Source organism: Shinella yambaruensis (assembly GCF_022899355.1).
GTDB classification, from domain to species: Bacteria; Pseudomonadota; Alphaproteobacteria; order Rhizobiales; family Rhizobiaceae; genus Shinella; species Shinella yambaruensis.
This window is the reverse complement of the sequence record NZ_JALJCK010000020.1, coordinates 43,056-69,369: the sequence shown is the minus strand read 5'-3', so window position 1 is coordinate 69,369 and position 26,314 is coordinate 43,056. Positions and strand designations below refer to the sequence as shown.

28 protein-coding genes are annotated in these 26,314 nt (G+C 65.9%); 12 read left to right on the top strand and 16 right to left on the bottom strand.

Annotation, left to right across the window (positions count from 1 at the left end; translation table 11 throughout):
* Positions 1-3 precede the first annotated feature (3 nt).
* From MUU56_RS30300 to MUU56_RS30290, 3 genes are all read right to left on the bottom strand, one after another.
* Positions 4-1,125 carry a FecCD family ABC transporter permease gene (locus MUU56_RS30300; RefSeq protein WP_245082217.1) on the bottom strand — a complete coding sequence of 374 codons (1,122 nt, stop codon included), beginning with the start codon at positions 1,123-1,125 and terminating at the stop codon, positions 4-6.
* Positions 1,112-2,053, bottom strand: coding sequence for a heme/hemin ABC transporter substrate-binding protein (locus MUU56_RS30295; protein ID WP_245082214.1), 942 nt, complete (start codon positions 2,051-2,053; stop codon positions 1,112-1,114). Before MUU56_RS30295 ends, MUU56_RS30300 begins: the two co-directional genes overlap by 14 nt.
* Positions 2,054-2,131: 78 nt before the next feature.
* Complete coding sequence (locus tag MUU56_RS30290) at positions 2,132-3,178, bottom strand: hemin-degrading factor (protein WP_245082211.1); 1,047 nt, start codon at positions 3,176-3,178, stop codon at positions 2,132-2,134.
* A gap of 233 nt (positions 3,179-3,411) precedes the next feature.
* Between MUU56_RS30290 and MUU56_RS30285 the strand changes: the two genes are divergently transcribed.
* The 6 genes from MUU56_RS30285 (at position 3,412) to MUU56_RS30260 (ending at position 6,621) form a co-directional block, all read left to right on the top strand.
* Positions 3,412-3,843, top strand: coding sequence for a hypothetical protein (locus MUU56_RS30285; RefSeq protein ID WP_245082208.1), 432 nt, complete (start codon positions 3,412-3,414; stop codon positions 3,841-3,843).
* A gap of 61 nt (positions 3,844-3,904) precedes the next feature.
* A complete protein-coding gene (locus tag MUU56_RS30280; RefSeq protein WP_245082206.1) occupies positions 3,905-4,801 on the top strand; it encodes an energy transducer TonB family protein in 897 nt (298 codons plus the stop codon).
* Positions 4,802-5,205: 404 nt separating this feature from the next.
* Positions 5,206-5,601, top strand: coding sequence for a DUF2325 domain-containing protein (locus MUU56_RS30275; protein ID WP_245082243.1), 396 nt, complete (start codon positions 5,206-5,208; stop codon positions 5,599-5,601).
* Positions 5,598-5,867, top strand: coding sequence for a hypothetical protein (locus tag MUU56_RS30270; protein WP_245082203.1), 270 nt, complete (start codon positions 5,598-5,600; stop codon positions 5,865-5,867). Before MUU56_RS30275 ends, MUU56_RS30270 begins: the two co-directional genes overlap by 4 nt.
* 71 nt (positions 5,868-5,938) lie before the next feature.
* Positions 5,939-6,253: a heme-degrading protein HmuQ gene (hmuQ, locus tag MUU56_RS30265; RefSeq protein WP_245082201.1), complete on the top strand. Its 315-nt coding sequence runs from the start codon at positions 5,939-5,941 to the stop codon at positions 6,251-6,253.
* Positions 6,250-6,621, top strand: a complete 372-nt coding sequence (locus MUU56_RS30260; RefSeq protein WP_245082200.1) for a bleomycin resistance protein — start codon at positions 6,250-6,252, stop codon at positions 6,619-6,621. The genes hmuQ and MUU56_RS30260 overlap by 4 nt, the downstream gene beginning before the upstream one ends.
* Positions 6,622-6,623: 2 nt before the next feature.
* On the opposite strand, the gene MUU56_RS30255 is transcribed toward MUU56_RS30260, so the two are convergent.
* Both MUU56_RS30255 and MUU56_RS30250 read right to left on the bottom strand, forming a co-directional pair.
* On the bottom strand, positions 6,624-6,992 hold the full coding sequence (locus MUU56_RS30255) for a DUF423 domain-containing protein (RefSeq protein ID WP_245082198.1): 369 nt from the start codon (positions 6,990-6,992) through the stop codon (positions 6,624-6,626).
* A gap of 4 nt (positions 6,993-6,996) precedes the next feature.
* On the bottom strand, positions 6,997-7,413 hold the full coding sequence (locus MUU56_RS30250) for a group II truncated hemoglobin (RefSeq protein WP_245082195.1): 417 nt from the start codon (positions 7,411-7,413) through the stop codon (positions 6,997-6,999).
* A 138-nt stretch (positions 7,414-7,551) separates the two neighbouring features.
* Here MUU56_RS30250 and MUU56_RS30245 point away from each other — a divergent pair, with 138 nt between their 5' ends.
* The 4 genes from MUU56_RS30245 (at position 7,552) to MUU56_RS30230 (ending at position 10,439) form a co-directional block, all read left to right on the top strand.
* Positions 7,552-8,112, top strand: coding sequence for a TetR/AcrR family transcriptional regulator (locus MUU56_RS30245; protein WP_245082192.1), 561 nt, complete (start codon positions 7,552-7,554; stop codon positions 8,110-8,112).
* Positions 8,113-8,153: 41 nt separating this feature from the next.
* On the top strand, positions 8,154-8,495 hold the full coding sequence (locus MUU56_RS30240) for an SMR family transporter (protein ID WP_245082189.1): 342 nt from the start codon (positions 8,154-8,156) through the stop codon (positions 8,493-8,495).
* Positions 8,496-8,602: 107 nt separating this feature from the next.
* Entirely contained in the window at positions 8,603-9,388 is a 786-nt protein-coding gene (locus MUU56_RS30235; RefSeq protein WP_245082187.1) for a ThuA domain-containing protein, read from the top strand.
* 7 nt (positions 9,389-9,395) lie between these two features.
* Positions 9,396-10,439, top strand: a complete 1,044-nt coding sequence (locus MUU56_RS30230) for a Gfo/Idh/MocA family protein (RefSeq protein ID WP_245082184.1) — start codon at positions 9,396-9,398, stop codon at positions 10,437-10,439.
* 2 nt (positions 10,440-10,441) lie between these two features.
* On the opposite strand, the gene MUU56_RS30225 is transcribed toward MUU56_RS30230, so the two are convergent.
* On the bottom strand, positions 10,442-11,458 hold the full coding sequence (locus MUU56_RS30225) for a LacI family DNA-binding transcriptional regulator (RefSeq protein WP_245082181.1): 1,017 nt from the start codon (positions 11,456-11,458) through the stop codon (positions 10,442-10,444).
* 355 nt (positions 11,459-11,813) lie between these two features.
* Between MUU56_RS30225 and MUU56_RS30220 the strand changes: the two genes are divergently transcribed.
* Complete coding sequence (locus MUU56_RS30220; protein ID WP_245082178.1) at positions 11,814-12,905, top strand: hypothetical protein; 1,092 nt, start codon at positions 11,814-11,816, stop codon at positions 12,903-12,905.
* A gap of 199 nt (positions 12,906-13,104) precedes the next feature.
* Here the strand turns inward: MUU56_RS30220 and MUU56_RS30215 are convergent, their stop codons facing one another.
* From MUU56_RS30215 to MUU56_RS30170, 10 genes are all read right to left on the bottom strand, one after another.
* Complete coding sequence (locus tag MUU56_RS30215) at positions 13,105-14,724, bottom strand: ABC transporter ATP-binding protein (RefSeq protein WP_245082175.1); 1,620 nt, start codon at positions 14,722-14,724, stop codon at positions 13,105-13,107.
* Positions 14,725-14,747: 23 nt separating this feature from the next.
* Positions 14,748-15,095: a cupin domain-containing protein gene (locus MUU56_RS30210; protein ID WP_245082173.1), complete on the bottom strand. Its 348-nt coding sequence runs from the start codon at positions 15,093-15,095 to the stop codon at positions 14,748-14,750.
* 15 nt (positions 15,096-15,110) lie between these two features.
* The gene (locus MUU56_RS30205; RefSeq protein ID WP_245082171.1) at positions 15,111-16,433 is read right to left on the bottom strand and encodes an NAD(P)/FAD-dependent oxidoreductase; all 1,323 of its coding nucleotides are present in this window, start codon (positions 16,431-16,433) and stop codon (positions 15,111-15,113) included.
* A 4-nt stretch (positions 16,434-16,437) separates the two neighbouring features.
* On the bottom strand, positions 16,438-17,319 hold the full coding sequence (locus MUU56_RS30200) for an ABC transporter permease (RefSeq protein ID WP_245082169.1): 882 nt from the start codon (positions 17,317-17,319) through the stop codon (positions 16,438-16,440).
* Positions 17,320-17,330: 11 nt separating this feature from the next.
* Entirely contained in the window at positions 17,331-18,281 is a 951-nt protein-coding gene (locus MUU56_RS30195) for an ABC transporter permease (protein WP_245082167.1), read from the bottom strand.
* 110 nt (positions 18,282-18,391) lie between these two features.
* On the bottom strand, positions 18,392-20,038 hold the full coding sequence (locus MUU56_RS30190) for a peptide ABC transporter substrate-binding protein (protein WP_245082165.1): 1,647 nt from the start codon (positions 20,036-20,038) through the stop codon (positions 18,392-18,394).
* 63 nt (positions 20,039-20,101) lie between these two features.
* Positions 20,102-21,439: an NAD(P)/FAD-dependent oxidoreductase gene (locus MUU56_RS30185; RefSeq protein WP_245082162.1), complete on the bottom strand. Its 1,338-nt coding sequence runs from the start codon at positions 21,437-21,439 to the stop codon at positions 20,102-20,104.
* Positions 21,439-22,143 carry an SDR family NAD(P)-dependent oxidoreductase gene (locus MUU56_RS30180; RefSeq protein ID WP_245082159.1) on the bottom strand — a complete coding sequence of 235 codons (705 nt, stop codon included), beginning with the start codon at positions 22,141-22,143 and terminating at the stop codon, positions 21,439-21,441. The genes MUU56_RS30185 and MUU56_RS30180 overlap by 1 nt, the downstream gene beginning before the upstream one ends.
* Positions 22,140-22,679 carry a MarR family winged helix-turn-helix transcriptional regulator gene (locus MUU56_RS30175; RefSeq protein ID WP_245082157.1) on the bottom strand — a complete coding sequence of 180 codons (540 nt, stop codon included), beginning with the start codon at positions 22,677-22,679 and terminating at the stop codon, positions 22,140-22,142. The genes MUU56_RS30180 and MUU56_RS30175 overlap by 4 nt, the downstream gene beginning before the upstream one ends.
* A gap of 182 nt (positions 22,680-22,861) precedes the next feature.
* A complete protein-coding gene (locus tag MUU56_RS30170) occupies positions 22,862-23,758 on the bottom strand; it encodes a bestrophin family protein (RefSeq protein WP_245082154.1) in 897 nt (298 codons plus the stop codon).
* Positions 23,759-23,977: 219 nt separating this feature from the next.
* Here MUU56_RS30170 and MUU56_RS30165 point away from each other — a divergent pair, with 219 nt between their 5' ends.
* Positions 23,978-26,245, top strand: a complete 2,268-nt coding sequence (locus MUU56_RS30165; RefSeq protein WP_245082151.1) for an FdhF/YdeP family oxidoreductase — start codon at positions 23,978-23,980, stop codon at positions 26,243-26,245.
* Positions 26,246-26,314 lie beyond the last annotated feature (69 nt).

Here is a 26,314-nt window from a genome sequence, read left to right as displayed (position 1 = left end):
TTCTTACCAGCCGTTCCTCGTGCGGTCGCGCAGCAGCACCCAGAGGAAGAACGGCGCGCCGGCGAGCGCCGTGATGATGCCGATCGGCAGTTCGGCGGGCGCCACGATGGTGCGGGCCAGCATGTCGGCACCGAGCATCAGCACGCCGCCGAAAAGGGCCGAGGCCGGCAGCAGGTAGCGGTGATCCGGGCCGATGACGATGCGCAGGAGATGCGGCACGACGATGCCGACGAAGCCGATGCCGCCGCTGACGGCGACCGAGGCGCCGACCGCAGCGGCGACGGAGACGACGGCGATGTATTTCAGCCGCTGCACCTTGACGCCCATATGGAAGGCGGCCGCCTCGCCGAGGGTGATGGCATTGAGCCCGCGCGACAGGAACGGCACGACGAGAAGCGCGAGCAGGATGATCGGCCCGGCGGCGAAGAGCTTCGCCCAGGTCATGCCGGAAAGCGAGCCGAGGCTCCAGAAGGTGATGTCGCGCAGCTGCTTGTCGTCGGCCATGTAGATGAGGATGCCGGTGATGGCGGCGGCGAGCGCGGAAATCGCGATGCCGGCGAGCAGCATGGTGGCGACGGAGGTCTGGCCGCCGCGCGTGGCGATGCGGTAGAGCAGCAGCGTCGTCAGAAGGCCGCCGGCGAAGGCGGCGAGCGGCAGGGCGAAGGCGCCAAGCGCGATCATCACGCCCGCCGGCAGGCTCGCGCCGAGCACGATCATCAGCACCGCGCCGAGGGCGGAGCCGGAGGAGATGCCGACGAGGGCGGGATCAGCGAGCGGGTTGCGGAAGAGGCCCTGCATGACCGCGCCGGACATGGCGAGCGCCGCGCCGATGAGGAAGCCGAGCAGGGCACGCGGCATGCGGATGTCGAAGACGATGATGCGGTCGCGCACGCTGAGCGCCGTGTCCTCCGCGCCGCTCAAGAGCGCGCCGATGACGTTGATGGCCGAGGCGTCCGAGGCGCCGGTGGCGATCGACAGAGCGAGCGCGACGGCCGAGACGACGACAAGGGCGACGAGTGTCAGGCGCGCGATCGCCGTGCGGTCGCCTGCCGCCCGGGACTGGACGGAGCGCATCAGGAAGGAACCGCGTGCGTCCTTGCCGCGCACGGCGTCATTGAGAGACATTGCCATAAAGTTCTTTGTTGAGGTCGCGGATGGCCGAGGCGGTGCGCGGGCCGAAGCCGAGCAGATGCAGGCTGTTCATGCGCAGGACCGCCTTGCTGGCGGCGGCCGGCGTCACCGAGATCGCCGGATGGGCGAGGATTTCCTCGTCGCTGCTGCCGGCGCCGGGGCGCGTCATGACCATGACGACATCGGGCCTCGCCTTGATGATCGCCTCGTCGCTCAGCGGCTTGTAGCCTTCGAAGGCGCCCTCCGTCGCGTTGATCGCGCCGGCAAGACCGATGATGCCGTCGGCTGCCGTGTGGCTGCCGGCCGCCATGACCCTGCCGTTCTGGAAGCTGAGGATGAACAGCACGCGCTTGCGCTCGCTTTCCGGCCGCTTGGCGGCATCGGCAACGGCCGCGTCGAGATCGGCGGCGACCGCCGTCTCCAGTTCCTTCGCCTTGTCCGCCACGCCGAGAAACTTTCCGACGACGTCGATCTTCTTGAGGATCGCCGCGCGGTCATAGCCTTCCGGCACGATCTCGAAGGGGATGCCGGCGCTCTTCAGGACGGCGAGCGCATCCGGCGGGCCGCTGCCCTCGACGGCGAGGATCGCCGTCGGGTTGACGGCGATGACGCCTTCCGGCGACAACTGGCGCATATAGCCGACATCGGGGAGCTTCAGCGCTTCTTCGGGGAAGGTGCTGGTCGAGTCGCGGGCGACGAGGCGGTCGCCTTCGCCGAGCGCATAGACGATCTCCGTCACCGCGCCGCCGATGGCCACCAGCTTCGAGCTGTCGACCTGCTGCATCTCCTGGGCGACAGCCTTGCGGATGAAGCCGTTCGAGCCCGTCGCCGCGAGCGGCAGGAGCAGGGGGGCGGAGAGGGCGAACACGGTGAGGGCCACTTCCCACGGGCGGGCGCGGCGGAAATCGAAGCTCTTGCTCATGATCGTGGTCCTTCGCGGGTAACCGGCGCGCCCCTGCAAAACACGGGAATGCGCCACTCGTCTTTATCTGCGGCGGTCTCAGGCCGCGACGCTGTCGGGGCGCGGCAGGCTGTCGAGGATCTCGCGCCAGTCGGCGCGCTCCGCCATGCCTTCCTTGCGCTTGCCGAAGAACTGGATGATCATCTCGCCGCTGGCGTCATAGGCCTCCAGCGAGGTGACGTGGCCGTCGACGGTCGGCTTGCGCACCACCCAGCACTCGGCGATGTGGTCCATGCGCAGGTGCATGTGGAAGGTCGGATCCATGACGTTGAGCCAGGGGCCCATCGGCTGGATGTTCTTCACCGGGCCGGTGTGGATCTGGATCGTGCCGTGATTGCCGACGAAGCACATGATGTCGGCGTCGCGCTCGGCGGCCGCGCGCATCAGGTGGCCGACGGCATCGGCGGCGACCTGCCGGGCGAAATCCTCGCCGACGCTGCGCACCGCGTCCTGGCGGCCGATCTTCAGCTTCTTCAGCATGCCGAAGAACTGGTGGGTGTCGGTCATCGCCGCCCAGTTCTCACGCAGGGCCGCCACGTCCACCGGTCCGGTCTCCTCGACCTTCTCGGACAGGACCTCGACGAAGTTCTGCGACTGGTCTTCCAGGCGGAAGTCGGCGACGATAGCCTCGTAGGCTTGAAGGTTGGAGGCGGGGCGCAGGTGCACCTTGTGCACGGCGACGCCCGCCTTGTCGAAGAACTGCAGGCTGCGGCGCACCTGTTCCCCGTCCGTCTTGGTCACGGCAAAGCCATGCGCCCAGGTGCCGGGGAAGATGCGCAGGTCGATGTTCTCGCCGAGCACGATCGAGGCGTGCTTGCCGGTGTTGATCTTCTCGAAGACGCCGATCTTCTCGTGCACCACGCTCTCGTTGCGGGTCAGCGCCATGACTTCGCCGAGCGCTTCCGAACGCTCGAGGAAGCGGTTGGCGTCGCCGTCGATGCGCACCGCCGTCAGCCCCACCTCGGCCGCGACGAGCGCGGCTTCCGAAATGCCGAGCGTGGCTGCGATGTCGCGCTCGCGCATCTTCGGGTTCTCGGCGCGGAAGGCGCGGATTTCGGCGGGGGTCGGTCGGGTCGTGTTGGTCATGGGCTCGGCCTTGATCGAGTTTCCTGTCGCCTGCTCCGGTCCTGGTAAATTTTGTTGGAGGAACAGGGGTTTGACGCGGATTTTGCGTTTACTATCTTGACTTCATTACTCATATTTATCTATGCACGCAATACCGGTACGATAAAGTCATGTTAATTCTGGCACTCACCGGTTAGACTGACCGCGGCCGTCGTTCTCGGCCGACAGCAAATCGATATGAAACAGGCGAGTTCATGACCGTACGCACCCTTCTTCTTTCCGCGATGCTTTCTGCTGCCGCCATCACCAGTGCCGCAGGCCAGGAGGCCGCAGCGTCCAAGGGACTGGACGTGGAACTGAACGCCCTTGCAGGCTCGCAGAAGGGCTGCCTCTTCACTTTCGTCGCCGCCAACGGTTTTGCGCAGGACGTCTCGAAGGTCTCCTTCGAATTCGTCATCTTCAACGACAAGGGCACGGTCGAGCGCCTGGCGCTGCTCGATTTCCGCGACCTGCCGGCGGGCAAGTCCAAGGTGCGCCAGTTCGACGTGCCGGGCATCAAGTGCGAGACGGTGAAGAACCTCCTGATCAACGACGCGCCGGTCTGCGAGGGCGAGGGCATCGAGAAGGCGCGCTGCATGGACGGCATCGTGACGCGCAGCAAGGCAACGGCCGGCCTCGAAGGTTGAGTATCGGGTAGCGCGGCGCATGAGGTGCCGCGACGCATGAAACGGAATGACGGGTGATATCATGTCTGGAAGCAAGTGGCTCTGGCTCGGCGCGGGGACCCTTTCCCTGCTGGCGCATGCCACCGCGGCCGCGATCCTCACCATGGCGCCTGCGCCGGAGGAAGATCAGGCGCTGATCGCCGGCGGTGTCGTCGCGGAAGTGGCCATGCTGGGCAACGGCGCCTTCGAGGCGGTGGAATCCGGCAATCCTGAAGACACGATCACGCCCGAGACGATCCAGCCCGACGTTACCGAGCCGGTGCCGCAGGAAGTGGCGGAAATCCAGCCGACCGAAATCGAGCCGGAAGTGACCGAGGTGATGACGCCGACGGATCCGATCACCTCCGAGCCGGTCGAGGAACTCGTCGTGCCATCGTCCGAGGTGGAGATCGCCGCGATTCCGGTTCCGGAAATCAAGCCGGAGATCCAGCCGGACGAAGAGATCAAGCCGGTTCCGGAAGTGAAGAAGGAAGAGCCGGTCAAGAAGGTCGAGCGCAAGAAGCCGAAGGAAAAGCCGGTCCGCAAGGCCGGCGAGAAGGGCAAGGCGAAGCAGAACGCCACCCGTGGCGAGGTCGATGGCTCGGTGGACGTGAAGTCCGCGGCGGTCGGCGGCCAGAAGAAGGGCAATTCGTCGGTGGCCGGCAACGCGGCCGTCACGAACTATCCGGGCAAGGTGCGCAACAAGATCAACCGCGCCAAGCGGCGCGTCTCGGGCGGCGACCGCGGCAGCGTGGTGGTGAGCTTCACCGTCAGCGCCAGCGGGGCGGCGAGCGGCATCCGCGTCGCGCGCAGCTCGGGCATCGCGGCGCTCGACAGGGCGGCGGTCGATTCGGTGCAGCGCGCGGCGCCCTTCGCCAAGATTCCCGACGCTGCAGGAAAGTCCTCCTGGGCCTTCAACGTGCCGATCGTCTTCAACTGAGGCGCGCATTCCCGTCGTGATCCATCCGGCGGGAATTTTTTGCACGAAAATATGACTTTCATAGTCATGTTTATACTTTACTCTGAAAATCAAGTTTTGTAGGTTGCCCCTCGAACTGAGGCTCCGCCGACGCGGAGTGCCAAAGGGGACCATGCATGAACTATGTGACTGCAGGCCGCGCCGAAGCGGTCTTGAAATCGATGATCGCCGAGCGTGACCGGCGCATTGCGGACCTGGAGCGCCAGGTCGCCGCACTCAAGAAGCAGATTGCGACACCGCAGGAGACGACGGCGGCGGTCGCGCCGGCCGCGGCCCCGCGGGTCGAGATACGGGCGCCGCAGGCGCCCCGCAGCGTGGAAGTCACCAAGATCAAGCGCCGGACCGGCGAAGCGGAGAGGAAGGCGATGCGCGAGAAGCACAGGCAGCAGCAGCAGGCCCGCCAGCAGACGGAAACGGCTGACAAGGCGGATGGCAAGGCAGGCCTCGAGGGGCGCAGCTTCCTCTATGTCGGCGGCCGGGACTGCCAAGTGGCGCATCTGCGCCAGATCGCCAGTTCCTATGGCGCCAACCTCATCCACCATGACGGCGGCCTGCGCGAGGCGGTTTCCCGCATCGACAACGTCCTGCCCTCGGTCGACTGCGTCTTCTGCCCCATCGACTGTATCAGCCATGATGCCTGCATCCGCGTGAAGACGGGCTGCAAGAAGTGGGAGAAGGCCTTCGTGCCGCTGCGCAACGGCAGCAAATCCTCCTTCGAGCGCGCCCTGCAGAGCATGAGCCAGGGAGAGACCACCCAGTGAATGAAGAAAGACCCGACGCCTTCATGATGATCGGCTTGCACAAGCTGGCCGCCCAGAACGGCGACGGCCTTGTGCCGGAACTCTATGCCCTCCTGACGCGTCGGGCGGATATGCTGGAAAGCGAGAATGTCACGGAATTCCCGCTGGCAAGCGCCCGCCCGCCGGCGCGCACTGCAAGCTTCGAGGGCACGCCGGCTCTTGAAGCGCGCAACGACAATGTCGTAGCCTTCCCGCAGCCGCGCCGCCTGCGGCGGGATTCGCTCTGACAGGGCGCCTTTCCGGCAAACGTGCAAAGTGGCTTGCATCCGGGATCGCGGTCGAAAAGGATAGGTCTTCCATGTTCTTTGCCATGAACCGCTTCCGGATCGCCATCGGTCACGAAGAGGCCTTCGAGGCTATCTGGAAGGGGCGCGATTCGAGCCTTGACGAAATGCCGGGCTTCCAGTCCTTCCATCTCCTCAGGGGCGACACCAATGCGGAAGAGGGCTTCACCCTCTTCGCCTCCCATTCGGTCTGGTCGAGCAAGGACGACTTCATCGCCTGGACCAAATCGGAAAACTTCCGGCAGGCGCACAAGAACGCCGCGGCCGACAAGGGCAGCTATCTCGGCCCGCCGAAATTCGAAGGCTTCAGCGTCGTCGAGGGCGCATGAGCGGGATCGATGATCCCGACCGCATCGAGGTGCTGCCGGTCCTGCCGTCGCTCGATATCGACGAGACACAGGGCTTCTACACGACGCTGCTGGGCTTCGGCGAGGTCGTGTACCGGGCGGACGACTATCTGATCGTCCGACGCCCCGGCATGGAGCTGCATTTCTGGCGCACCGATGACCGGACGCTCTGCGAGCGCACCTCCGTCTATCTGCGCGGCGGCGGCATTGGCGAGCTTCATCGCGAGTTCAGCGCCCGGAATGTGCCGACGCTGTCGGCGATGACGGTGCGGCCGTGGAATATGGAAGAGTTCCACATCCACGATCCGCACGGCAATCTCCTGCGTTTCGGGCGCATTCCGAAGCGCTGATCTCAGTGTTCCCTGCGCGGCGGGAGGAAGGCGCCGAGCGCCACCGCCAGCCACCCTGCCATCATGGTGACGCCGCCGGTCGGGGCGGACATGGGAAAGAGACCGTGCCCTGCGAAATGACGCAGGACGAGATCGCCGGCAAAGAGCGCGGTGCCGAGCGCAAGCAGCAGGGACGCAAGCGCCGCCGTGCGCAGGCCTGGCCAGGCGGCATGAAGCGCCACCAGCGCCGGGGCATGGGCAAGGCACATGGCGGAGGCGCCGGCCATCAGGCGCGGATCGCTGCCATGCGAGGCCGCGGCGGCGGTGACGACGCCTGTCAGCCCCATCAGGCCGGCAACGAGGAGGCTCGCGGAGCGGAGCGGAAACGACATCGGGCTATTCCTGGTTCTGCATGTGATGGGCGAGCCGCGTGACGGGCTCGAGGATGATGGCGCGCAGGCCTTCGCTCGGCACGGTCTCCTCCAGCGCGCGGATGAAACAGAGCAGCCATTCGTCGCGCTCGGCCGGGCCGATCGGCGCCACGAAATGGCGGCGGCGCAGCATGGGGTGGCCGCGCTTTTCCGTGTAGAGCGGCGGCCCGCCGAGCCATCCCGTCAGGTATTCGTAGAGTTTTTCCTCGCTGCCGGAAAGGTCCGGCGGGTGGATCGCGCGGCAGCGCGCGGCTTCCGGCAATGTGTCCATCAGCACGTAGAAGCGGTGCGTCAGCGCCCTGACGGCCGTATCGCCGCCGATCGCCTCGTAAAGGGTGATCGTCTCGCCCTGACGCTGCTGGTTGTCGGTCGTGTCCGTCATGGGTCTCTCCCGTTTCCCCGGTCTTACCGCCCGCATCCGCGGTAGGCAATGCCGGCTATTCGCCTGCGACGAAGCGCGCCGTCCCCCCGCATTTTCAGCGTGATTGACAAGAAACCGTCTAGACGGTATGTTTGCGGCATGAGCAAGGCCCACCACCGCAAGAAGCACCCGGAAGCCGTCCGCCAGCAATTGCTGGAGGTCGCGGCGAAGCTGTCGCTGGAGAAGGGGCCGGCGAGCGTGACGCTCGACGCGGTCTCCCAGGCGGCGGGTGTCAGCAAGGGTGGCCTCTTGCACCATTTCCCGAACAAGTTGTCGCTGCTCGACGGCCTGTTCACCGATCTGACGGACAAGTTCGACCGGGCGATCGCCGACAGGATGCGGGACGACCCGGAGCCGAAGGGCCGCTTCACCCGCGCCTATATCTCGGTCTTCTTCCTGCCGGAGGGGCTGGCCGACGGCGAGAAGTGGAAGGTGCTGACCGTCGCCCTCATTTCCGAGCCGCACCTGCGCGAGCGCTGGCGACAATGGGTGGAGCGATACCTTGCGGAAAATGTCGGCACGGATTCCGCGCTCGACGCCATGCTGGTGCGCTACGCCGTGGATGGCCTCTGGCTTGCCGATCTTCTCGGCTCGCCGACCATGGATGCGCCAACCCGCGCGGCCATGCTGGACCGGCTCTCGGCGCTGACGCGCTCCTGATCCCCGATACGATTTGCGCCCGCGGGCGCCAGAGAAACGCCATGAACCTCACCTCCGTCTACGCCGCCCTCGTCGTCGCCATCGTCTTCGAAGTGCTGGGCACCTCGGCCATGCAGGCCGCGCAGCATTTCACGCGGGTCGTGCCGACCGCCATGATGGTGGTCTGCTACGCCATCGCCTTCTTCTTCCTGTCCTGGAGCCTGCGCTATGTGCCGGTCGGCATCGCCTATGCCATCTGGAGCGGGCTCGGCATCGTGCTGATCTCGTTCGTCGGCTATTTCGTCTTCGGCCAGAAGCTCGATCTTGCCGCCGTTCTCGGCCTCGGCCTCATCATTGCCGGCGTGCTTGTGCTGAACCTTTTCTCCAAATCGACATTCCACTGAAAGACGACAGGAATCGACAAGACCCCCGCTTGCCAAGAATCGGGTCTGTCTCTATCGGTTCCGCCGAATTGAAAGCGGTTTCAATTTTTGGCTCAGAGGAACGGCACATGGCAATACGCACCATCGTATGGGGTGAGAACATCCACGAGCAGACCAACGAGATCGTGCGTTCGATCTATCCGCACGGCATGCACACCACCATTGCCGAGGCGCTGAACCGGGATCCGTCGATCAGCGCCGGCACGGCGACGCTGCAGGAAGCCGAGCACGGCCTTGCCGAGGCGCGGCTTGCCGAGACGGATGTACTCGTCTGGTGGGGGCATAAGGACCATGGCGCCGTCAGCGACGACGTCGTCGAGCGCGTGGCGAGACGGGTCTGGGAAGGCATGGGCCTCATCGTCCTCCATTCCGGCCATTTCTCGAAGATCTTCAAGCGGCTGATGGGCACGCCCTGTGCCCTGAAATGGCGGGAGGCCGGCGAGCGCGAGCGCCTCTGGGTCATCAATCCGCGCCATCCGATCGCCGAGGGTCTCGGCGAGAACTTCGTGCTGGAAAACGAGGAGATGTATGGCGAGCAGTTCTCCGTGCCGGAACCGCTGGAGACGGTGTTCATCTCCTGGTTCGCCGGCGGCGAGGTTTTCCGGTCCGGCATGACCTGGCGCCGCGGCGCCGGCAACATCTTCTATTTCCGCCCGGGCCACGAGACCTATCCGACCTATCACGATGCCACCGTGCAGAAGGTGCTCGCCAATGGCGTGAAATGGGCCTTCAACCCGCAGGGCACCTACACGGCGATCCATGACGCACCGAACGTGCCGGTCGAAAAGGCGCTGGAGCCGATCGTCGAGCGCGGCCCGAAACTGCATGAAGCCGGCGAAGCCGGATATCGCTGAGGAAACAATGCGCCTGCTCGTTCTTGGAACCGGCGGCATGGCCAATACCCATGCCCAGCACTTTGCCGCGATCGATGGCGTCGACCTGGTCGGCGCCGTCGATGTGGACCCCCTGCGCGCCAAGGCCTTTGCCGACACGCACGGCATTCCCAACGTCTTCACCTCGCTGGAGGACGCCATCGCCTGGAACGGTTTCGATGCCGCCACCAACGTGACGCCCGACCGCGCCCATCACCCGACCACCCTGGCGCTGCTTGCGGCGGGCAAGCATGTGATGTGCGAGAAGCCGCTGGCGGAAAACTATGCCAAGGCGGACGAGATGGCGCGCGCCGCCGAGGCCTCGGGCCTCGTCACCATGGTGAACCTCACCTACCGCAACGTGGCGCCCCTGCAGAAGGCGCGGGCGATGGTGCTGGCCGGCGAACTCGGCCATGTGCGCCATGTCGAGGCCTCCTACCTGCAAAGCTGGCTCGTCTCCAAGGCCTGGGGCAATTGGGCGACGGAAAGCCAGTGGCTCTGGCGGCTTTCCACCCGGCACGGCTCGAACGGCGTGCTCGGCGATGTCGGCATCCACATCCTCGATTTCGCCAGCTATGGCGCGGCGAGCGATGTGGAGCATGTCTTCGCGCGGCTGCGGGCCTTCGACAAGGCGCCCGACAACCGGATCGGCGAATACGACCTCGACGCCAATGACAGCTTCACCATGACCGTCGATTTTTCCAACGGCGCGCTCGGCGTCATCCATGCGAGCCGCTGGGCGACCGGCCACCTCAACGAACTGCGTCTGCGCATGCATGGCGACAGGGGCGCCCTGGAGGTCATCCACACGCCCGCAGGGTCGCGCCTGCGCGGGTGCCTCGGGGAGGATGTCGAGCAGGCCGTCTGGCGCGAGCTCGATGCCGGTACGGTGCCGACCAACTACGAGCGCTTCGCCGCCTCCGTGATGGCGGGCCGGCAGGTCGAGCCCGGCTTCCGCCATGCGGCCGAGCTGCAGAAGGTTCTGGACCTTGCGATCGAGACCGAAAGGGAACGCCGCGAGTTGAAGGTCTGACCTCAGGCCGGGGCGGGGCCGGTCGAGCCGCGAATGCGGAAATCGACGGGCCAGATCTCCTGCAGCGCCTCCGGCGCCTCGCCCTGCAACAGCCGCAGGACCATGTCGCCGATGCGTTCGCCCGCCGCGCGGATCGGCGATTGCGTCGTCGTGACGGATGGCACGAGGTTGTCCGGGCTGAGATAGGGGAAGACGTCGTCATGCGCGATGAGCGAGACATCCGCACCCACGGCAAGCCCCGCAATGCGGATCGCCCGCATGGCGCCCAGCGCCGACATCATCGAACCGGCAATGACCGCCGTCGGCGGCGCGGGGAGGGCGAGGAAAGCCTGCATTAGCCGGAAGCCGGTCTCGTCCGTGAATTCGCCATGGCCGACAAGGGCCGGATCGAGGATGAGGCCGCGTGCCTCGAGCGTCGTCCGGTACCCGCTGCTCCGGTCCTGCGCATAGGTGCTGGTCGTGTCGCCGTTGATGAGCGCGATGCGCCGGTGGCCGAGATCGGCAAGATAGCCCGCCGCCGTCTCGATCGCCCCGAAATTGTCGATGTCGAGAAAGGCGAAGGAGCGTTCCGCCGTGCTGCGCCCGTGCACGATGAAGGGTAGCGCCAAGGTCTGCAAAAGAGCGATGCGGGCATCCGCGCAGGCCGGCGTGTGGACGACCACCGCGTCCACCCGCTTGCTGGCGGCCAGCCGGCGATAGGCGGCGGCCTCTTCCGCCTCCGTCTCGACGGTCGATACGAGAATGTCGATGCCGTCCTCCTGCAGCCGGGTCGAGAGCCCGCCCATGAATTCACTGGAATGCGGCCCGAAGCGCCCGCCGCCCTGGAAGACCATGCCGATCGCGCCGGCCCGGCCGGTCGCCAGTCGCTGCGCGCTGATGTTCGGCCGGTAGCCGAGCTTTTCCGCCGCTTCCAGCACGCGTCGCCGTGTCTCGGGCCGCACCTCCGGATAGCCGCTCATCGCCCGGCTGACGGTGGTCTGCGAAAGGCCGATGCGGGCCGCAAATTCCTTGAGGTTCATCCTTCGTCCCTGGGCGCGGCCGGTCTGTTCCGGGCCTTTATGGCCCCTCCGGCACGCGGCGGCAAGCTGGGGCTTATATCCCGGTGAAGCCGGACCTTGCACGCCGACCGTCCGCTATGGTTGTGGGGTTGGGCTTGAATTCCCAGAATGACACGCTAAAGTGAAAATATTAACGACAGGGTTGTGGCGGGGCGAGCGTCACTCCAGGATTTTGATGTTTCCGTGATGGCGGCCGAGGCGGCCATTGCACTTCTTTCCGGGCGGGACGGTCCGGAAGACATTTGGCGATGATTTTCGGGGGAATGTCATGCAGGCGGGCTCGGACTTGCCGGCTGCAACGGGTTCGTCTGCGCGATTGGATCTGCAGCCTCAAAATCTCGGTGCACAGAATCTCGGCACACCCGCGCGTGGGTGGCTCTGGCGGACGCGGCGGGCGCGGGTCCGGGGACGTACGGGCGCGCCGCTCGTCTATTCCAGGGGGGAGAGCGGTCGCCGCCCGTCCTACCTGCGCGTCCTGGAGCGGCTTTTCGGCGCGCGCCGGGCCGGTTTGCGCGCCGTGCTTCTGTCGCGTGCGCCCGTTCTGTTTCTGATGGTGGAGGAGGCCTTCCTGCTCTATGTCGCGGTCAGCCTGCTGCGGGCCCTCACCGGGCGGCGGACGGCGGGCCTGCTGTTGCGGCCGATGCCGCTGTCGGTATCGTCCCGCCGGTCCTGTCGCTGGAAACGCGCCGTCCTCCGGTGGCTGAAGCGTTTCCGCGCCATCCATACATTGACCATCCTTCCCTTCAGCGTGTTCCCTGCCTTTTCCACGATCGCGAAAGGCTGGATTTACGATTTCCAGCTCTGGGACCTGACGGACGAGGAGCGGGAGGCGGTGGAACTGCTGCGCAGCGAGCGGCAGCCGGGTGCGCGCCTGGTTCTGACGGCGATCGGCACGCAGAGCCGACGCAAGGGTTTCGACCTTTTCACCGACAGTTATGTGCGCGTTGCCGCCCTCAGGACGCGCTTCCAGTTCATTTCCTGCGGCAGGATCGAGCGGGCTGTCGACGACTATGCGGCGGCCTTCCGCGAGGCGGGCGGCGTTGCGGTGAACCGCAGCGTCTCGGATGCCGAACTGCTCGGAGCCTATGCCGCGAGCGATGCGATCTGGTGTTTCTATCCGCCCATCGGCGACCACGCCTCGGGCGTTCTCGGTCGAGCCGCGCAGCTCGGCATCCCGGCCGTCGTGCGCTACGGTTCCCTTGCCCATCGCCTGTGCATCGTCGAGAACATCCCGCATGTGCCCATGACGGCGGACGGGATCGCGGAGCGGCTGGCCGGCCCGTTGCCGCCGAGGGACGAAGCCCGCGGCCGCCTGGCCGCCGACCGGTTCGCCCGGCAGAGCGAGGCGACGCTGCGCGCCGCCCTCGGCCTTGCGGGCACGGACCCGCCGACGCAGCTGCAAGCCTGACCCAAGGGCGACGGCGAGCGAGGTTTTCGACTGCGGACGTGTCTGTCGGAAGAGATAACATCGACACCCTTCTCGTCGAGGGCAAGACGCACCGGCCGATGGAGCTGGTGCCGATATCGACTGACAAGGGTGGACTTCTGTAGCTTCTCTTCAATCACAGGGCTTCAGCAGGCACTGCCCCGCAGAGCAACGGCAAATGCTACAGGTCGGAGCCAGGGATCGCCTGCATGAGCTGACGCGAATAGGCTTCCTGCGGGTTGTGGAAGATCTGCATCGGCGTGCCGGCCTCGACCACGCGGCCACGGTTCATCACGATCACCTGGTCGCAGATCTGGCTGGCGACGCGCAGGTCATGGGTGATGAAGATCATGGCAAGGTGCTTTTCCGCCTGCACCTCGGCGAGCAGTTGCAGGATCTGCGCCTGGATGGAGACGTCGAGCGCCGAGACGGCCTCGTCGGCGACGATGATCTGCGGATCGAACATCAGGGCACGCGCTATGCCGACGCGCTGGCGCTGGCCGCCGGAGAACTCGTGCGGATAGCGCTCGAAGGCGGCGGCGCCGAGCCCGACGCGCTCCAGCAGGCCGAGCGCCCGGCGATGGGCCTCCTTCCGGTCGAGCCCATGGGCGACCGGGCCCACCGTCAGGGACGTGCCGATGGTAAGGCGCGGATTGAGCGAGGCGAAGGGATCCTGGAAGATCATCTGGATGCGGGGCCGGAGCTGACGGAACTCGGCCTCGCCCATCGGCCTTATGTCGCGACCGCCGAGCAGGATTTCGCCGGCATCCGCCTCCACGAGCTTCATGAGCACCTTGCCCATCGAGGATTTCCCGGATCCGCTTTCCCCGACGACGCCCAGCGTCTCGCCGCGGTGAAGCGTGAAGGAGACGTCCTCGACGGCCGGAACGACCCGCACCTTGCCGAAAAGGCCGGCATGGCTGCGATAGGTCTTGCTGAGGCCGCGCACCTCCAGAACGGTTTCGCCCGCCTTCACCTCGTTCTCCGCCTCACGCAGGCGGGGTACCGCGGCGATCAGCCGGCGTGTGTAGGGATGCTGCGGATCGCGCAGCACCGCATCGGCGGTGCCTTCCTCCACCACATGCCCTTTTTCCATCACCACGACCCGGTCGGCGATGTCGGCCACCACGCCGAAGTCGTGGGTGATGAACATGACGCTCGTGTTCTTCTTCGCCTGCAGCCGGCGGATCAGGTCGAGGATCTGCGCCTGGATGGTCACGTCGAGCGCCGTCGTCGGTTCATCGGCGATCAGGATGTCGGGATCGAGGGCCAGCGCGATGGCGATCATCACGCGCTGACGCTGGCCGCCGGAAAGACGGAAGGGATATTGCTTGCGGATCAGCGGGGGATCGGGAAGCCCGACCTCGGTGATGAGCTCCAGCACGCGACGTTCCCGCTCGGCGCGGTTCGTCACGCCGTGGGCGACGAAAACCTCGTCGATCTGCTCCTCGATGGTCATCAGCGGATTGAGCGCCGAAAGCGGATCCTGGAAGATCATCGAGATCGCCTTGCCGCGCAGTTGGCGGCGCTCTGCCTCCGGCATGGCGATGAGGTCGCGCCCCTTGTAGAGGATTTCCCCGCCTGTCACCCGCATGGCGGGCGGCAGCAGGCCCATGACCGTGCTGGCGGTCACGGACTTGCCGGAGCCGCTTTCGCCGACGACGCAGAGAATCTCGCCCTGCCTGAGATCGAGCGAGACGCCCTCCACCGCATGACTGCGTTCCATGTTCCGCGGAAGGCTCACGTCGAGCGAGCGGACTGCGAGAATCGTTCCGGCCGGATTGCGGTGAAGGTCTGTCATGGGGCTCCCCTTCGTTAGGCGGGTCAGGGCTTGGGTACGACCATCGCGAATTTGCGGAAGGGGGTGATCACGTCCAGCCAGGCTGCCTCTCCCTTCGGAACGACCACGATCGTGCCCGGCCCGATGCGCCGTTTCTCACCGTCGCCGATGCGGCAATCGGCTTCGCCCTCGATCACCACGAAGGTCTCCTCCAGCGCGCGGGCGGGGTAGGGATAGATGCCGGGCTCGGCGATCCAGACGGCAGCCTTGACCGCAGCCGCGCTGTCGCCCTGGTCCTCCCAGATCATGCGCCGATAGGATTGCGCGCCGTTTTCCGCCACGGCCGCCTCGGTGCGGCCGGTATCGTCTTTCACGTTCCAGTAGATCGACATGGTTCGTCCTCCTTCTCAAGAATGCGGCGGCAGCTCCACGCCGCCCCGCTTGCTCATGAAATTGTCGACCGCGCGCATCTCGCGCAGCTTGTAGCTCGGGCCGTAGTCCATCCACCACGGCGCACGATGCAGCGGCTCGACCTTGAGGTCGAGGTCCCGTTCCTGCGTGCCGATTGCCCAGTCCGCAAGGATGCCGCCGAGCATGGTGCCCGTCGGCACGCCCCGGCCGGAAAGGCCGGTGAGGGCCACGACGCCCGGCGCAAGGCTGTAGAGCCGGGGCACGGTGCGGTACTGCATGTCCAGCTCGCCGAACCAGAAGTAGTCCCAGCGCACCGCCTCGGTCAGCTGCGGGTGCAGCCATTTCAGCCGGTCGGTCATGACCGTCTTCGAATAGGCGATGTCGCGGCCGCGCGGCCCCCTGAGGAACATGGAAGCGACGATGCGGTTGTCGGCGGTCCATTTGTAGCAGTAGAAGTCGCCGCGTCCGTCGATCATGGTCGTGTTCTGCGGCAGCACCGTTTCGCGGGCACGATCGGACAGCGGATTGGTGGCGCAGACATAGACCGGCATGATGCGGTAGCTCTTGTCGAGATCGGGCCAGCCCTCCACCGTGTAGGCGCCAGTGGCGAAGATGACCTTGTCTGCGATGACGTGGCCCGCTTCGCCGACCACCTTCCACTTGCCGCCGGTCTTCTCGCAGCGTTTCGCCGGCGACCGGGTATAGAGCGTGGCGCCCTCGCTGATCGCCGCCGCCGCAAGGCCGCGGGCATATTTCAGCGGATGGATGTGCGCGCCTTCCTCGTGCAGCCAGCCGCCGTAAAGGCGCGGGCTGCCGGTGATGCGCGTTATCTCGTCCCGGTCGAGCATGCGGGTGCGCGCGCCCACGGCGTTGTAGCTTTCGGTCTTGTGTTCGAGGGGCGGCAGGTGGCCGGGGCGCATCGCGCCGATGACGAGGCCGCTCTGCACCCATTCGCAGTCGATGCCGTAGTGCTGGATGTAGTCCGCGGCGCGATCGGCGGCTCGCGTCTGGCGGTGGATGAGGCGTTCCGCCCAGGGCTGGCCGAGAAGCGAACGGATCTTGTCCAGCGAATAGTAGGAGAAGGTGGGGCTGCAATGGCCGGCATTACGGCCCGATCCGCCATAGCCGGCTTCCTCGCGCTCGAGGATGGCGACCGAAACGCCCTTGCGCCGGAGTTCGATCGCGGTGGTGAGCCCCGTATAGCCGGCCCCGACGATGCAGACGTCGACGACCTTCTCGCCGGCAAGCCGTTCGGTTTCCGGCGGTGGCGGCGCGGAAGCAAACCAGTAGGATTGGTCGAAGGGGGAAAACTTGGTCATCCTGTCACCCATTGTGTGAACGAACGTCGAGGGCGTCGCGCAGGCCGTCGCCGATGAAGTTGAAGCCCGTGACGGCGATGGTGATGGCAAGGCCGGGCACGATGGCGAGCCAGGGAGCGGCCGCCAGATACTGCTGCGCGCCGTTGAGCATGTTGCCCCAGCTCGGCAGCGGCGGCTGGATGCCGTAGCCGAGGAAGGAGATATAGGCCTCCATCAGGATCGACCGCGCCACGGTCAGCGTTGCCGCGACGACGATCGGCCCCATCACGTTCGGCAGGATCTCGCGGAACATGATCCAGCCGTTCGACAGGCCCAGCATGCGCGCGGCCATGACGAATTCCCGCTCGCGCAACGACTTGACCTCCGCCTCCACGATGCGCGCCACCTCCATCCAGCTCGTGAAGGCGATGATGAGCGTGATCGTCATCGGGCTCGGCTTGATGAAGGCGGCGAGCGTCAGCAGCAGGAAGACCGAGGGGAAGGACAGGAAGGCATCGACGAGGCGCATCAGGACCGTTCCCGTCCAGCCGCCGCGATAGCCGGCGACGACACCGACCACCGTGCCGATGACCGTGGAGATCACCATGGCGAGGAAGCCGACCGTCATGGAAACCTGTCCGGCATGGAACAGCCGTGCCGCGATATCGCGGCCGAGCGGGTCCGTTCCGAAGATATGGGCGCCCGTCAGGGGCGGCGCGAAACGGGCGCGCAGGTCGATATAGAGCTCGTCGAAGGGCAGAAGGTGCGGCCCGAGGAAGCAGGCGACCGTCAATCCGAGCACCATGAACAGGCCGAGCAGTGCCAGCGGGTTGCGCGCGAAGCGGCGGACGGCACGATTGTCGCGAAAGCGGCGGCGGAGAGCGGGGGAGGAAGAAGCGGCTGTCATTTTCACGCCTCCTATTCAAGACGAATGCGCGGATCGACGAAGGCGACCAGCAGATCGGCGAGGAGATTGCCGATAAGGACGAGGATGGCCGAGAACATGAGGAGCCCCATCACGACCGGATAATCGTTGTAGCCGAGGCTATCGAGGAAGAGCCGCCCCATGCCGGGCCATGTGAAGACCGTCTCCGTCACGAGTGCGCCGCCAAGCAGCGTCGGCAATTGCATGCCGGCGAGGGTGATCATCGGCAGAAGGGCGTTGCCGACGATATGCTTCATGAGGACGCGGCGCGGCGGCAGGCCCTTGGCGCGGGCGGTGCGTACGAAATCCTGGTTGATGACCTCCAGCGTGGCCGTCCGCATGTAGCGGGCCCAGATCGCCACGTTGACGAGCGCGAGCACGCAGGCGGGCATCACCAGATGCACGAGGATGTCCGAAAAGGAACCGTCGCCGACGGTGTACATGTTGCCCGCCGGCAGCCAGCCCAGCCGCAGCGAGAAAAGGAAGATCGCCACCAGACCCACCCAGAAGGTCGGGATGGAGAGGGCGACGAAGCACGCGACCGTCATCGCGTAATCGAAGGCGGAGCCCTGCCGGATCGCGCTGCGGATGCCGATCCAGCCCCCGATCAGCATCGACAGGAAGGTCGAAGCTCCCATGAGCAGCAGTGTGGCGAAGAGATGGCTGTTGATCACTTCCAGGACGGGGCGGTTGTCGCGAAAGCTCCGGCCCCAGTCGCCCTGCACCAGCTTCCACAGCCAGTCGAGATATTGCACCGGCAGCGGCCTGTTGAGCCCCATCTGCTCGGCGATACGGTCCAGCGCCTCCTTCGTCATGCCGGGTGTCAGCGCGAATTGCGAGAGCGGGCCGCCGGGGGCGAGGTTGAGCACCATGAAGCCGATGAGCGAGACGAGCAGCAGGAGGACGATGCTCTGCCAAAGCCTGCCGATCAGAAATCGGGCCATTTTCCGGTTCCTTGCAGTGAATGCGGGCCCTGGGCGAGATGGACGTCCTTGCTGCAGGGCGATGCAGACCGGGGTGGGGACACCCACCCCGGATCCGGTGGAAACGGACGTTACGCCCAGCGCCAGCTGCGCACGTTCCAGGTGTCGATGCGGTTGTTGATGTTCGCTTCGACGCCCTGGATGCCGGTCTTGTAGCCGCGGATGTTGGCGTACTGGAAGATCGGCAGGAACGGCAGGTCGTGCCGCATGATCTCCTGGATGCGCTGGTAGATCGGCAGCCGTTCTTCAGGGCTGACGAGCGCGCCGCCCTTCTTGAGCAGCTCGTCCACCTCGGGGTTCTCGTAGACCCAGGTGTTCTGGCCGTTGCCGCCCTTGGCCGGGGAGGAGGTCGAGAGGAAGTAGTCGGACGTGTCCGGGTCGGGACCGGTCAGGCAACTGAGGCCCGCCAGCGCCATGTCGAACTGCGACAGCATCCAGTGGTCGCCCCACATGACGGCCGGCGGCAGGTTGCCGATCTGCATGTCGACGCCGATCTCGCGGAAGGACTGCTGGAGGAACTGCTGCGCCTGCTCGCGCAGATGGTTGCCCGAGGTCGTCGAGCAGGTAAAGGCAAGCCGGACGCCGTCCTTTTCGCGAATGCCGTCCGAACCCGGCTTCCAGCCGGCCTCGTCGAGCAGCGCCCGCGCCTTGTCGAGGTTGTATTCCTGCACCGGCAGGTTGGCGTTGTAGTAGTAGGATTCGCGCGGCATGTAGCTTTCGGTCGCCTGCGGCACGCCGTAGTAGAGCGCGTCGATGATCGTCTGCTTGTCCACGGCGTAATAGAGCGCCTCCCGCACGGCGCGCTCCTTGAACTGCGGCCGCTGGAGATTGAAGCTGAGGCCTTCGAAGAACGGTGCCCCGAAGACCTCCACCACGCGGTCGGGCAGGGTCTTCGCCTCCTCGTAGTTGTCGGGCGAGATCCACTGCAGCGCCAGCACGTCGATGTCGCCGGTCTTGAGCTGCGTATAGAGCACGGTGATATCGGGAATGTATTTCAGCACGAGCCGTTCGAGATAGGGCCCGTCGCCGAAATAGCCGGGATTGGCCTCAAGCTCGATATGGTCGCCCGCCACGCGCTGCTTCCACTTGTAGGCGCCAGTGCCGATCGGGGCGTTGTTGAAAGGCGCATTGTTCGGGTCGGCGCCCTCGAAGCCGTGCTTGGGCACGATGAAGGTCGAGGCGAGGATCGCGGTATAGGGCGCAAACGCGCTTTCCATGCGCCAGCTGATTTCCGTCGGCGAGACGACGGTTATGTCGCGCACGAGGCTGTGGCCCGTGCGGCGCCAGCTGCGGAAATCCGGATTGACCAGCAGCTCGAGCGTGAACTTCACGTCCTCGGCCGTGAACGGCGTGCCGTCATGCCATGTCACGTCGTCGCGCAGCGTCACCTTCCAGGTCAGGCCATCGGCGGAAACACCGCCATTTTCCACCGTCGGCACTTCCTTGGCGAGCAGCGGATAGAAATTGCCCTTGGCATCGACGTCGAACAGCGGATCGAAGATCGCGAAATGCACGCCCTCGTCGACCTCGATATGCAGAAGATGCGGATTGAAGACCGTCGGCTCCTGCGAGAAGCCGACGACGATCTGCCCCTTCGGCGTATCCTGGGCCCTTGCCGCTCCCATGCCGAGAACGGAGGGGGCCATGGCGGCGAGACCGGCGGCGCCGAAGAACTTCAGGCTCTGGCGGCGGGTAAACTGGAAATCCCTTTCAGACATGTCATTCTCCCGGTGGTGTGAATGTTGACGTTCCCTTGTCGGCCGTTCCGGCTTCTTGTTGGTTCAGTATCCGGCGAGCAGTTCGATCTTCGAACCGTCGACGAAGCGCTCGATCCTGAATTCCCTGGGGTCCACGACGGGCTTGCGCCCGAGCACGAGATCGGCTGCGAGCCGGCCCGCGCCGGGGCCGATGCCGAAGCCATGGCCGGAAAAGCCCGTCGCGATGAAGAAGCCCGGAATTGCCGCCACGCCCGAAATGACGGGGATGGCGTCGGGCGTGGCGTCGATATAGCCGGCCCAGCGCTGCGCGACCTTTGCCGAGGCGAGAGCCGGGAAGGCCCTGCGCGCCGAGGCCATGGCCATGTCGGCCAGCTTGCGGCTGGGCTTGGGGTCGAGCACGCGGCAATATTCGAAGGGGCTCGGCTCGTCGAGATCCCAGCGACGGGGCATGCGCGCCTCGTCGAAGAAGCGCCAGCCGGCCCGCAGCATCAGCGAGCGCCACTCCGCGCGCAATGCCGGCACGAAGTCGCGCGCATAGCGGAAGGACGCCGGCACGATGTCGACGATGTTGCCGAGGCCCGAGGCGATGGTGTAGCCGCCGTCCTGCCGCTTGCGGATGGCGAAGTCGCCCGCCCACATCGCCTGTTCGGGGCCGGCATCGTGCGGCTCGGTGCGCAGGACCGAGTTCTTCACCTTCAATTGCGGCAGGTGGATGCCGGCATCGAGGCTGCGGGTGAACATCTCCGACCAGGCGCCGCCCGCCAGCACCACGGCGCCGCAGCGGATCGTGCCTCGCTCGGTCACGACCGCCGAGATCGCGCCGCCGGAGGTTTCGATGCCCCGCACGGCGCATTCCGTGAGGATATGGGCGCCGCATTCGCGGGCGCGCTCGGCAATCGCGGGGGCTGCCTTCTGCGGCTCGGCCCGGCCGTCGTCGGCGCAATAGAGCGCGGCCGGCGGGCGAAGGCGCGATTGCGGAAACATCGCCGCGAAGTCCGCGCCGGTGAGCATCCGGCAATCCACGCCGTGGCCATCGAGATGCTTCAGCCATTTCTCGTAGAAGGCCTGCTCGGCCCCGTTCTCGGCATTGAAGATGATCCCGGCCCGCGCATAGCCCGTGTCCCGCCCGGTCCGCGCATTCAGGCCCTGCCAGATGCGCTGGGCCTCCAGCACCAGCGGGATTTCCCGCGGGTCGCGCCGCGCCACGCGCACCCAGCCCCAGTTGCGGCTGGACTGTTCGTGGCCGATGCCGCCCTTTTCGCACAAGGCCACGCGCTGGCCTGCTTCGGCAAGCTCCAGCGCCGTCGAAACGCCGATGATGCCGCCGCCGATGACGACCACATCGACCTCCGCAGGCAGTTCGGTGTCGCCATGGACGGGTACAACGAAGGGACCGGGCATCAGAAGAATTCCTCAGCTTGGCAGTTGACGGCGAATTCGGCGACACTCGCCTCGTTGGGCAGGTCGATCAGCATGGAGACGATGCGGGCAAGGTCTTCGGGCTTCGTCATGGCCTCGGCCGGCCGGCCCGAGAGCGACAGCCCCATATCCGTGGCGACGAAACCGGGGCAGACCGCGGTGGCGCGGATGCCGACGTCGAAACCCGCATGGCGGATGCCGTGCGCAAGCGCCACGGCCGCGAATTTCGACATGGAATAACTTCCCGAAAGGGCCGATTTCACGCGTTTTCCGGAGAGGGAGGCGACGATGACGACACGTCCCCGTCCACTGGCGCGCAAATCCTGCCAGGCGGCCCGCACAAGCCGGCGGGGCGCGAAGGCATTGACCTCCATCATCGCAGCGACCTCGTCGTCCTCGGCTTCGATGACCGATTTCGGCACCATGATGCCCGCATTGGCGACGATGCAGCCGACCGGGCCGAAGCTCGCGCGGGTTTGTGCAAGCCATCGCGCCTCTTCATTGCCGGCCGCCGCATCGTAGGCGCAGGCAAGGACGCTCTCCGCCGGCAGCGACGCCGCCCAGTCCGGTATCCTGCCTCCGCGCATGCCGAGGGAAACCTTCCAGCCTTCCGAAACGAGGCGGGACGCGACCGCCGCTCCGATGCCCCGGCTCGCGCCCGAGACCATCGCCACACCCTTGCTCATTCTCCCACCTCGCGCAGCCGGTTGAAGGCTTTCCGGAATATGTTCACGACGATGTCGTGCTCTTCCCGTGTCATCAGGCCGGCGAAGAACTCGTCGGAATGCGCGACGATCAGGGTCTCGACCTTGTCCGCAAGCGCGGCCCCTTCCGGGGTCACGAAAAGCTCCTGGGCGCGCTTGTCATCCGCCGCGCTGCGACGGGTGACGAGTTTCGCGCGCCGCAGCTCATCAACGGTTTTGACGGTGATCGACTTGTCTATGCCGAGAAGGGTGGAGATCGTGGTCGGCCGGATGCCGGCGTGGCGGGCAATCAGCAGGAGCGAGGAGATTGTGCCCTTTCGCCCCGTAAAGCCAAGGGGCGCGAGCCGGTCGTCGAGGTGCCGGCTGACGGCGATCTCAAAGACGCGGACATAGAAGCTCAGCAGGCCGTCGAGCACGCCCAGATCGACCTGGGCCGCCAGTTCCTGACTTTTGCGCGTGCTCATCGACGGCAACCCCGCTGCTTTCCATGCGTGGAATTTCGAGGTCAGGCTAGACATAATGGTTGAATTATTCAACTAATTTTTTCGAACGGCTTCAGCCGGGCCGGTGGAAGGCCTCAATGTCTGCGATGCCTCTGTGATGTCGACCATTCCCCGCGCGAATACCGATCCGCCGACGATCACGAGGCGGAGACGATCGCCGACGGCCGGAAGCGCGGCATGGACGGAAATGCCCGCCGCTACCGCAGCACGTTGTCGCGCGGCAGGATCGGCTCGGGCAGGTCCGCATGCCCGAGGACCGATAGCATCTCCCGCTCCACGGTGCGCTGCATCGCCTCCAGCGGCAGGGCATTGGGGTCGAGGCCGAACGGGTCCTCCAACTGGTGGCCGAGCGCTTCGAGGCCGAAGAACGTATAGGCGACGAGAAGCACCGGAAGCAGCGTCCACCAGTCCAGGGAGCCGGCCAGCGCGAAGGGCAGCATCAGGCAGAAGACCAGCGCCGTTCGGTGGAGCAGCAATGAATAGGCGAAGGGAACGGGCGTCAGCGCGATGCGCTCGCATCCCCCCTGGACCTTTGCGAGCGCCGCGAGCTGTCCCTCCAGCACCGAATAGTGGATCTCGCCGATCCGATGCTCGCGCACCAGCGCGAGGCAGTGCCGGCCGATGCCGTCGAGGACGTCGTTGGTGGGGTTGGGGCTTTGGGCATCGACGTCGGTATCGTGCCAGCGGCGGATGGCGGCCGGCTCGTCCTCGCCGCGGAGCCGTGCGACGAGGCCCGCCGTGAAGGCGCACAGACGATGGAGGAGGAAGCGGCGGTCGTCATCGCCAAGAGCCGCCGTCTGCCGCGCGAAGGACCGGCAGGCGATGATGAGCTCGCCCCAGAGGACCCGGCCCTCCCACCAGCGCGCATAACACGCATTGTTGCGGAAGCTCATGAAGACGGAAAGCGCGATGCCGGTCAGCGTGAAGGGAATGGCGCTGATCCTCGCGAAGATCCCGGGATGTTCCCGCGCGGCGAAGATCGCGATGACCGAGAGGACCGTCATCGCCACGAGGTGCCAGGCGATCCTCGGCAGGATGGAGCCGTTGATCGCGAAGATGATGTCCTTGAAGCTCGGTTTTGAACGCAGGATCATTGGAGTGTCGGCAAGATGGGACAGCGCGGCGGCGTGCACGCCTCTTCCCCCTTAGCAGGATGCGTGCCAGCGGCGAGGGCTGAGCAAACTCAACGGCTTGGCTGTGGCAATTGCGCGGCTTTGGACAGTTTGTCCATGGTAGCTCGGACAAATTGTCTATGGATTTCAATGGCATAACATGGTTTACTTGATTTCTGTCGCATCCGGGGAGTGTCCGCCATGGCCGATGGAAAGCCGCAATACAAAACCTACAACCATCCGGCCGGCGGATGGGGCGCCGCTGCCGCGACCGCCAAGGTGCTGATGGAGCAGAGCGTCATCACCAAGGGGTCGCGCGCGCTCCTGGCGATGAACCAGCCGGGCGGCTTCAAGTGTCCGAGCTGCGCCTTTCCGGATGCCGATTGCAAGAAGACGCTGGAATTCTGCGAGAACGGCGCCAAGGCGCTCGCCCACGAGGCGACGAAGTTCCGCGTCACGCGGGAGTTCTTCCAGAAATACACCGTCACCGAATTGATGGCGCAGTCCGACTACTGGCTGGAGATGCAGGGGCGCCTTACCGAGCCGATGCGCTACGACGCGGCGAGCGACCGGTATGTGCCGTGCAGCTGGGACGAGGCCTTCGCGATGATCGGGCGGCACCTCCGGGCATTGTCGAGCCCGCACGAGGCGGAGTTCTATACGTCCGGCCGCACGCCGAACGAGGCGGCCTTCCTCTATTCGATCTTCGTGCGCGCGTTCGGCACCAACAACTTCCCGGACTGTTCCAACATGTGCCACGAGCCGACGAGCCGCGGCCTGCCGCCGGCCATCGGCGTGGGCAAGGGCACGGTCGTGCTGGAGGATTTCGAGCATGCCGAGGCGATCTTCGTCATCGGCCAGAACACCGGCACCAATTCGCCGCGCATGATGACCAACCTGGTCGAGGCCCGCAAGCGCGGCGCGCCCATCGTTGCGGTCAATCCCATGCCGGAGCGCGCGCTGATCCGCTTCACCGAACCGCAGGACGTCGTGCAGATGGCGACCTTCGGCTCGACGCCGATCGCCAGCGAGTTCGTGCATATCAGGATCGGCGGGGACCTTTCCTTCATCAAGGGCATGATGAAGGTGATGTTCGAGCGCGAGGCGGCCGGCGAAAGGGTGCTCGATGCGGATTTCATCGCGGAGCACACGGTGGGCATCGAGGCGATCCGCGCGGATGCCCTGGCGCAGGACTGGGCCGAGATCGTCCGCGTCTCGGGGCTCGACGAGGCGCAGATCCGCCGGTGCGCGGAGATCTACATCCGTTCGCGCGCCACCATCATCTGCTACGGCATGGGCCTCACCCAGCACCAGCAGGGCTCGCGCCTTCTGCAGCAGGTGTCGAACCTGCTGCTCCTGCGCGGCAACTACGGCAAGCCGGGCGCCGGCATCGCGCCGATCCGCGGCCATTCCAACGTGCAGGGCGACCGCACCGTCGGCATCGACGAAAAGCCCTCGCAGGACTATCTGGACCGCGTGCGCGACGTCTTCGGCTTCGAGCCGCCGCGCGGGCACGGGCACCATACGGTCGAATCCGTCGAGGCGATGGAGAACGGCACGGCCAAGGTCTTCATCGGCATGGGCGGCAATTTCGTCCGGGCGATCCCGGATACGGATCGGTCCTACGCTGCCATGCGCAAGCTGGCGCTGACGGTGGGCATCGCCACCAAGCTCAATCGTGGCCATCTGGTGCACGGGCGCGATGCGCTGATCCTGCCGGTCGTCGCCCGCTCGGAATGGATCCGCACGGCGGCGGGCGAGCAGTTCGTCACCATCGAGGACGCCATGGCGAACGTCACGGCCTCGCGCGGCGTCTTGACGCCGGCAAGCCCCCATGTGCTGCCGGAGGTCGAGATCGTCTGTCGCATGGCGATGGCCACGCTGCCGGACAGCAAGGTGCCCTGGGCAAGCTATATCGACAACTACGATCTCATCCGTGGCAAGATCGCCGAGGTCTATCCCGAAATCTATGCGGGCTTTTCCGAGCGCATCAAGAATCCGAAGGGGTTCCACCTCGACATCCCGCCGCGCCGGCTCGTCTGGCCGACGGAGAACGGCAAGGCGAATTTCCTGCTGCTGCCGGGGCTAGAGGTGAACGATGTCGTCGACGATCCTGCCATGCTGCGGCTCGCCACGGTGCGCTCGCACGACCAGTTCAACACGACCATCTACAGCAACAACGACCGCTATCGCGGCGTCTACAACGACCGCATGGTGCTGTTCATGAACGCCGAGGACCTCGCGGAACGGGGCCTTGCCTCCGGCGCGCGGATCGCGCTCGAAACCATCAGCACGGACGGCATGGCGCGGCGCGTCGACGGCCTGACGGCGCTCGACTATCCGATGCCCCGCGGGGCGGTCGCCGGCTACTATCCGGAACTCAACCCCTTGCTGCCGCTCGATTATTACGACCGGATCAGCGGCACGCCGGCGGCAAAGTCCATACCGGTGCGGGTGGTCGCCGGATAGAAGGCGGGTCTGAACGATTATCGAGATGCAGGGCGCCGCCCGCCGCCCCGGCGGGCGAGGGCGGAGCCT

Bases quoted from the DNA above. Each gene is read 5' to 3' on its own strand.
- MUU56_RS30180 (WP_245082159.1), bottom strand. From the start codon at position 22,143: ATGAGCAAGGGTGTGGCGATGGTCTCGGGCGCGAGCCGGGGCATCGGA.
- MUU56_RS30285 (WP_245082208.1), top strand. From the start codon at position 3,412: ATGACCGTACGCACCCTTCTTCTTTCCGCGATGCTTTCTGCTGCCGCC.
- MUU56_RS30195 (WP_245082167.1), bottom strand. From the start codon at position 18,281: ATGGCCCGATTTCTGATCGGCAGGCTTTGGCAGAGCATCGTCCTCCTG.
- MUU56_RS30255 (WP_245082198.1), bottom strand. From the start codon at position 6,992: ATGTCGTTTCCGCTCCGCTCCGCGAGCCTCCTCGTTGCCGGCCTGATG.
- MUU56_RS30225 (WP_245082181.1), bottom strand. From the start codon at position 11,458: ATGAACCTCAAGGAATTTGCGGCCCGCATCGGCCTTTCGCAGACCACC.
- MUU56_RS30275 (WP_245082243.1), top strand. From the start codon at position 5,206: ATGCGCGAGAAGCACAGGCAGCAGCAGCAGGCCCGCCAGCAGACGGAA.
- MUU56_RS30165 (WP_245082151.1), top strand. From the start codon at position 23,978: ATGGCCGATGGAAAGCCGCAATACAAAACCTACAACCATCCGGCCGGC.
- MUU56_RS30200 (WP_245082169.1), bottom strand. From the start codon at position 17,319: ATGACAGCCGCTTCTTCCTCCCCCGCTCTCCGCCGCCGCTTTCGCGAC.
- MUU56_RS30190 (WP_245082165.1), bottom strand. From the start codon at position 20,038: ATGTCTGAAAGGGATTTCCAGTTTACCCGCCGCCAGAGCCTGAAGTTC.
- MUU56_RS30260 (WP_245082200.1), top strand. From the start codon at position 6,250: ATGAGCGGGATCGATGATCCCGACCGCATCGAGGTGCTGCCGGTCCTG.
- MUU56_RS30235 (WP_245082187.1), top strand. From the start codon at position 8,603: ATGGCAATACGCACCATCGTATGGGGTGAGAACATCCACGAGCAGACC.
- MUU56_RS30295 (WP_245082214.1), bottom strand. From the start codon at position 2,053: ATGAGCAAGAGCTTCGATTTCCGCCGCGCCCGCCCGTGGGAAGTGGCC.
- MUU56_RS30170 (WP_245082154.1), bottom strand. From the start codon at position 23,758: ATGATCCTGCGTTCAAAACCGAGCTTCAAGGACATCATCTTCGCGATC.
- MUU56_RS30280 (WP_245082206.1), top strand. From the start codon at position 3,905: ATGTCTGGAAGCAAGTGGCTCTGGCTCGGCGCGGGGACCCTTTCCCTG.
- MUU56_RS30205 (WP_245082171.1), bottom strand. From the start codon at position 16,433: ATGACCAAGTTTTCCCCCTTCGACCAATCCTACTGGTTTGCTTCCGCG.
- MUU56_RS30210 (WP_245082173.1), bottom strand. From the start codon at position 15,095: ATGTCGATCTACTGGAACGTGAAAGACGATACCGGCCGCACCGAGGCG.
- MUU56_RS30215 (WP_245082175.1), bottom strand. From the start codon at position 14,724: ATGACAGACCTTCACCGCAATCCGGCCGGAACGATTCTCGCAGTCCGC.
- MUU56_RS30185 (WP_245082162.1), bottom strand. From the start codon at position 21,439: ATGCCCGGTCCCTTCGTTGTACCCGTCCATGGCGACACCGAACTGCCT.
- MUU56_RS30240 (WP_245082189.1), top strand. From the start codon at position 8,154: ATGAACCTCACCTCCGTCTACGCCGCCCTCGTCGTCGCCATCGTCTTC.
- MUU56_RS30290 (WP_245082211.1), bottom strand. From the start codon at position 3,178: ATGACCAACACGACCCGACCGACCCCCGCCGAAATCCGCGCCTTCCGC.
- MUU56_RS30300 (WP_245082217.1), bottom strand. From the start codon at position 1,125: ATGTCTCTCAATGACGCCGTGCGCGGCAAGGACGCACGCGGTTCCTTC.
- MUU56_RS30175 (WP_245082157.1), bottom strand. From the start codon at position 22,679: ATGTCTAGCCTGACCTCGAAATTCCACGCATGGAAAGCAGCGGGGTTG.
- MUU56_RS30250 (WP_245082195.1), bottom strand. From the start codon at position 7,413: ATGACGGACACGACCGACAACCAGCAGCGTCAGGGCGAGACGATCACC.
- MUU56_RS30230 (WP_245082184.1), top strand. From the start codon at position 9,396: ATGCGCCTGCTCGTTCTTGGAACCGGCGGCATGGCCAATACCCATGCC.
- hmuQ (WP_245082201.1), top strand. From the start codon at position 5,939: ATGTTCTTTGCCATGAACCGCTTCCGGATCGCCATCGGTCACGAAGAG.
- MUU56_RS30245 (WP_245082192.1), top strand. From the start codon at position 7,552: ATGAGCAAGGCCCACCACCGCAAGAAGCACCCGGAAGCCGTCCGCCAG.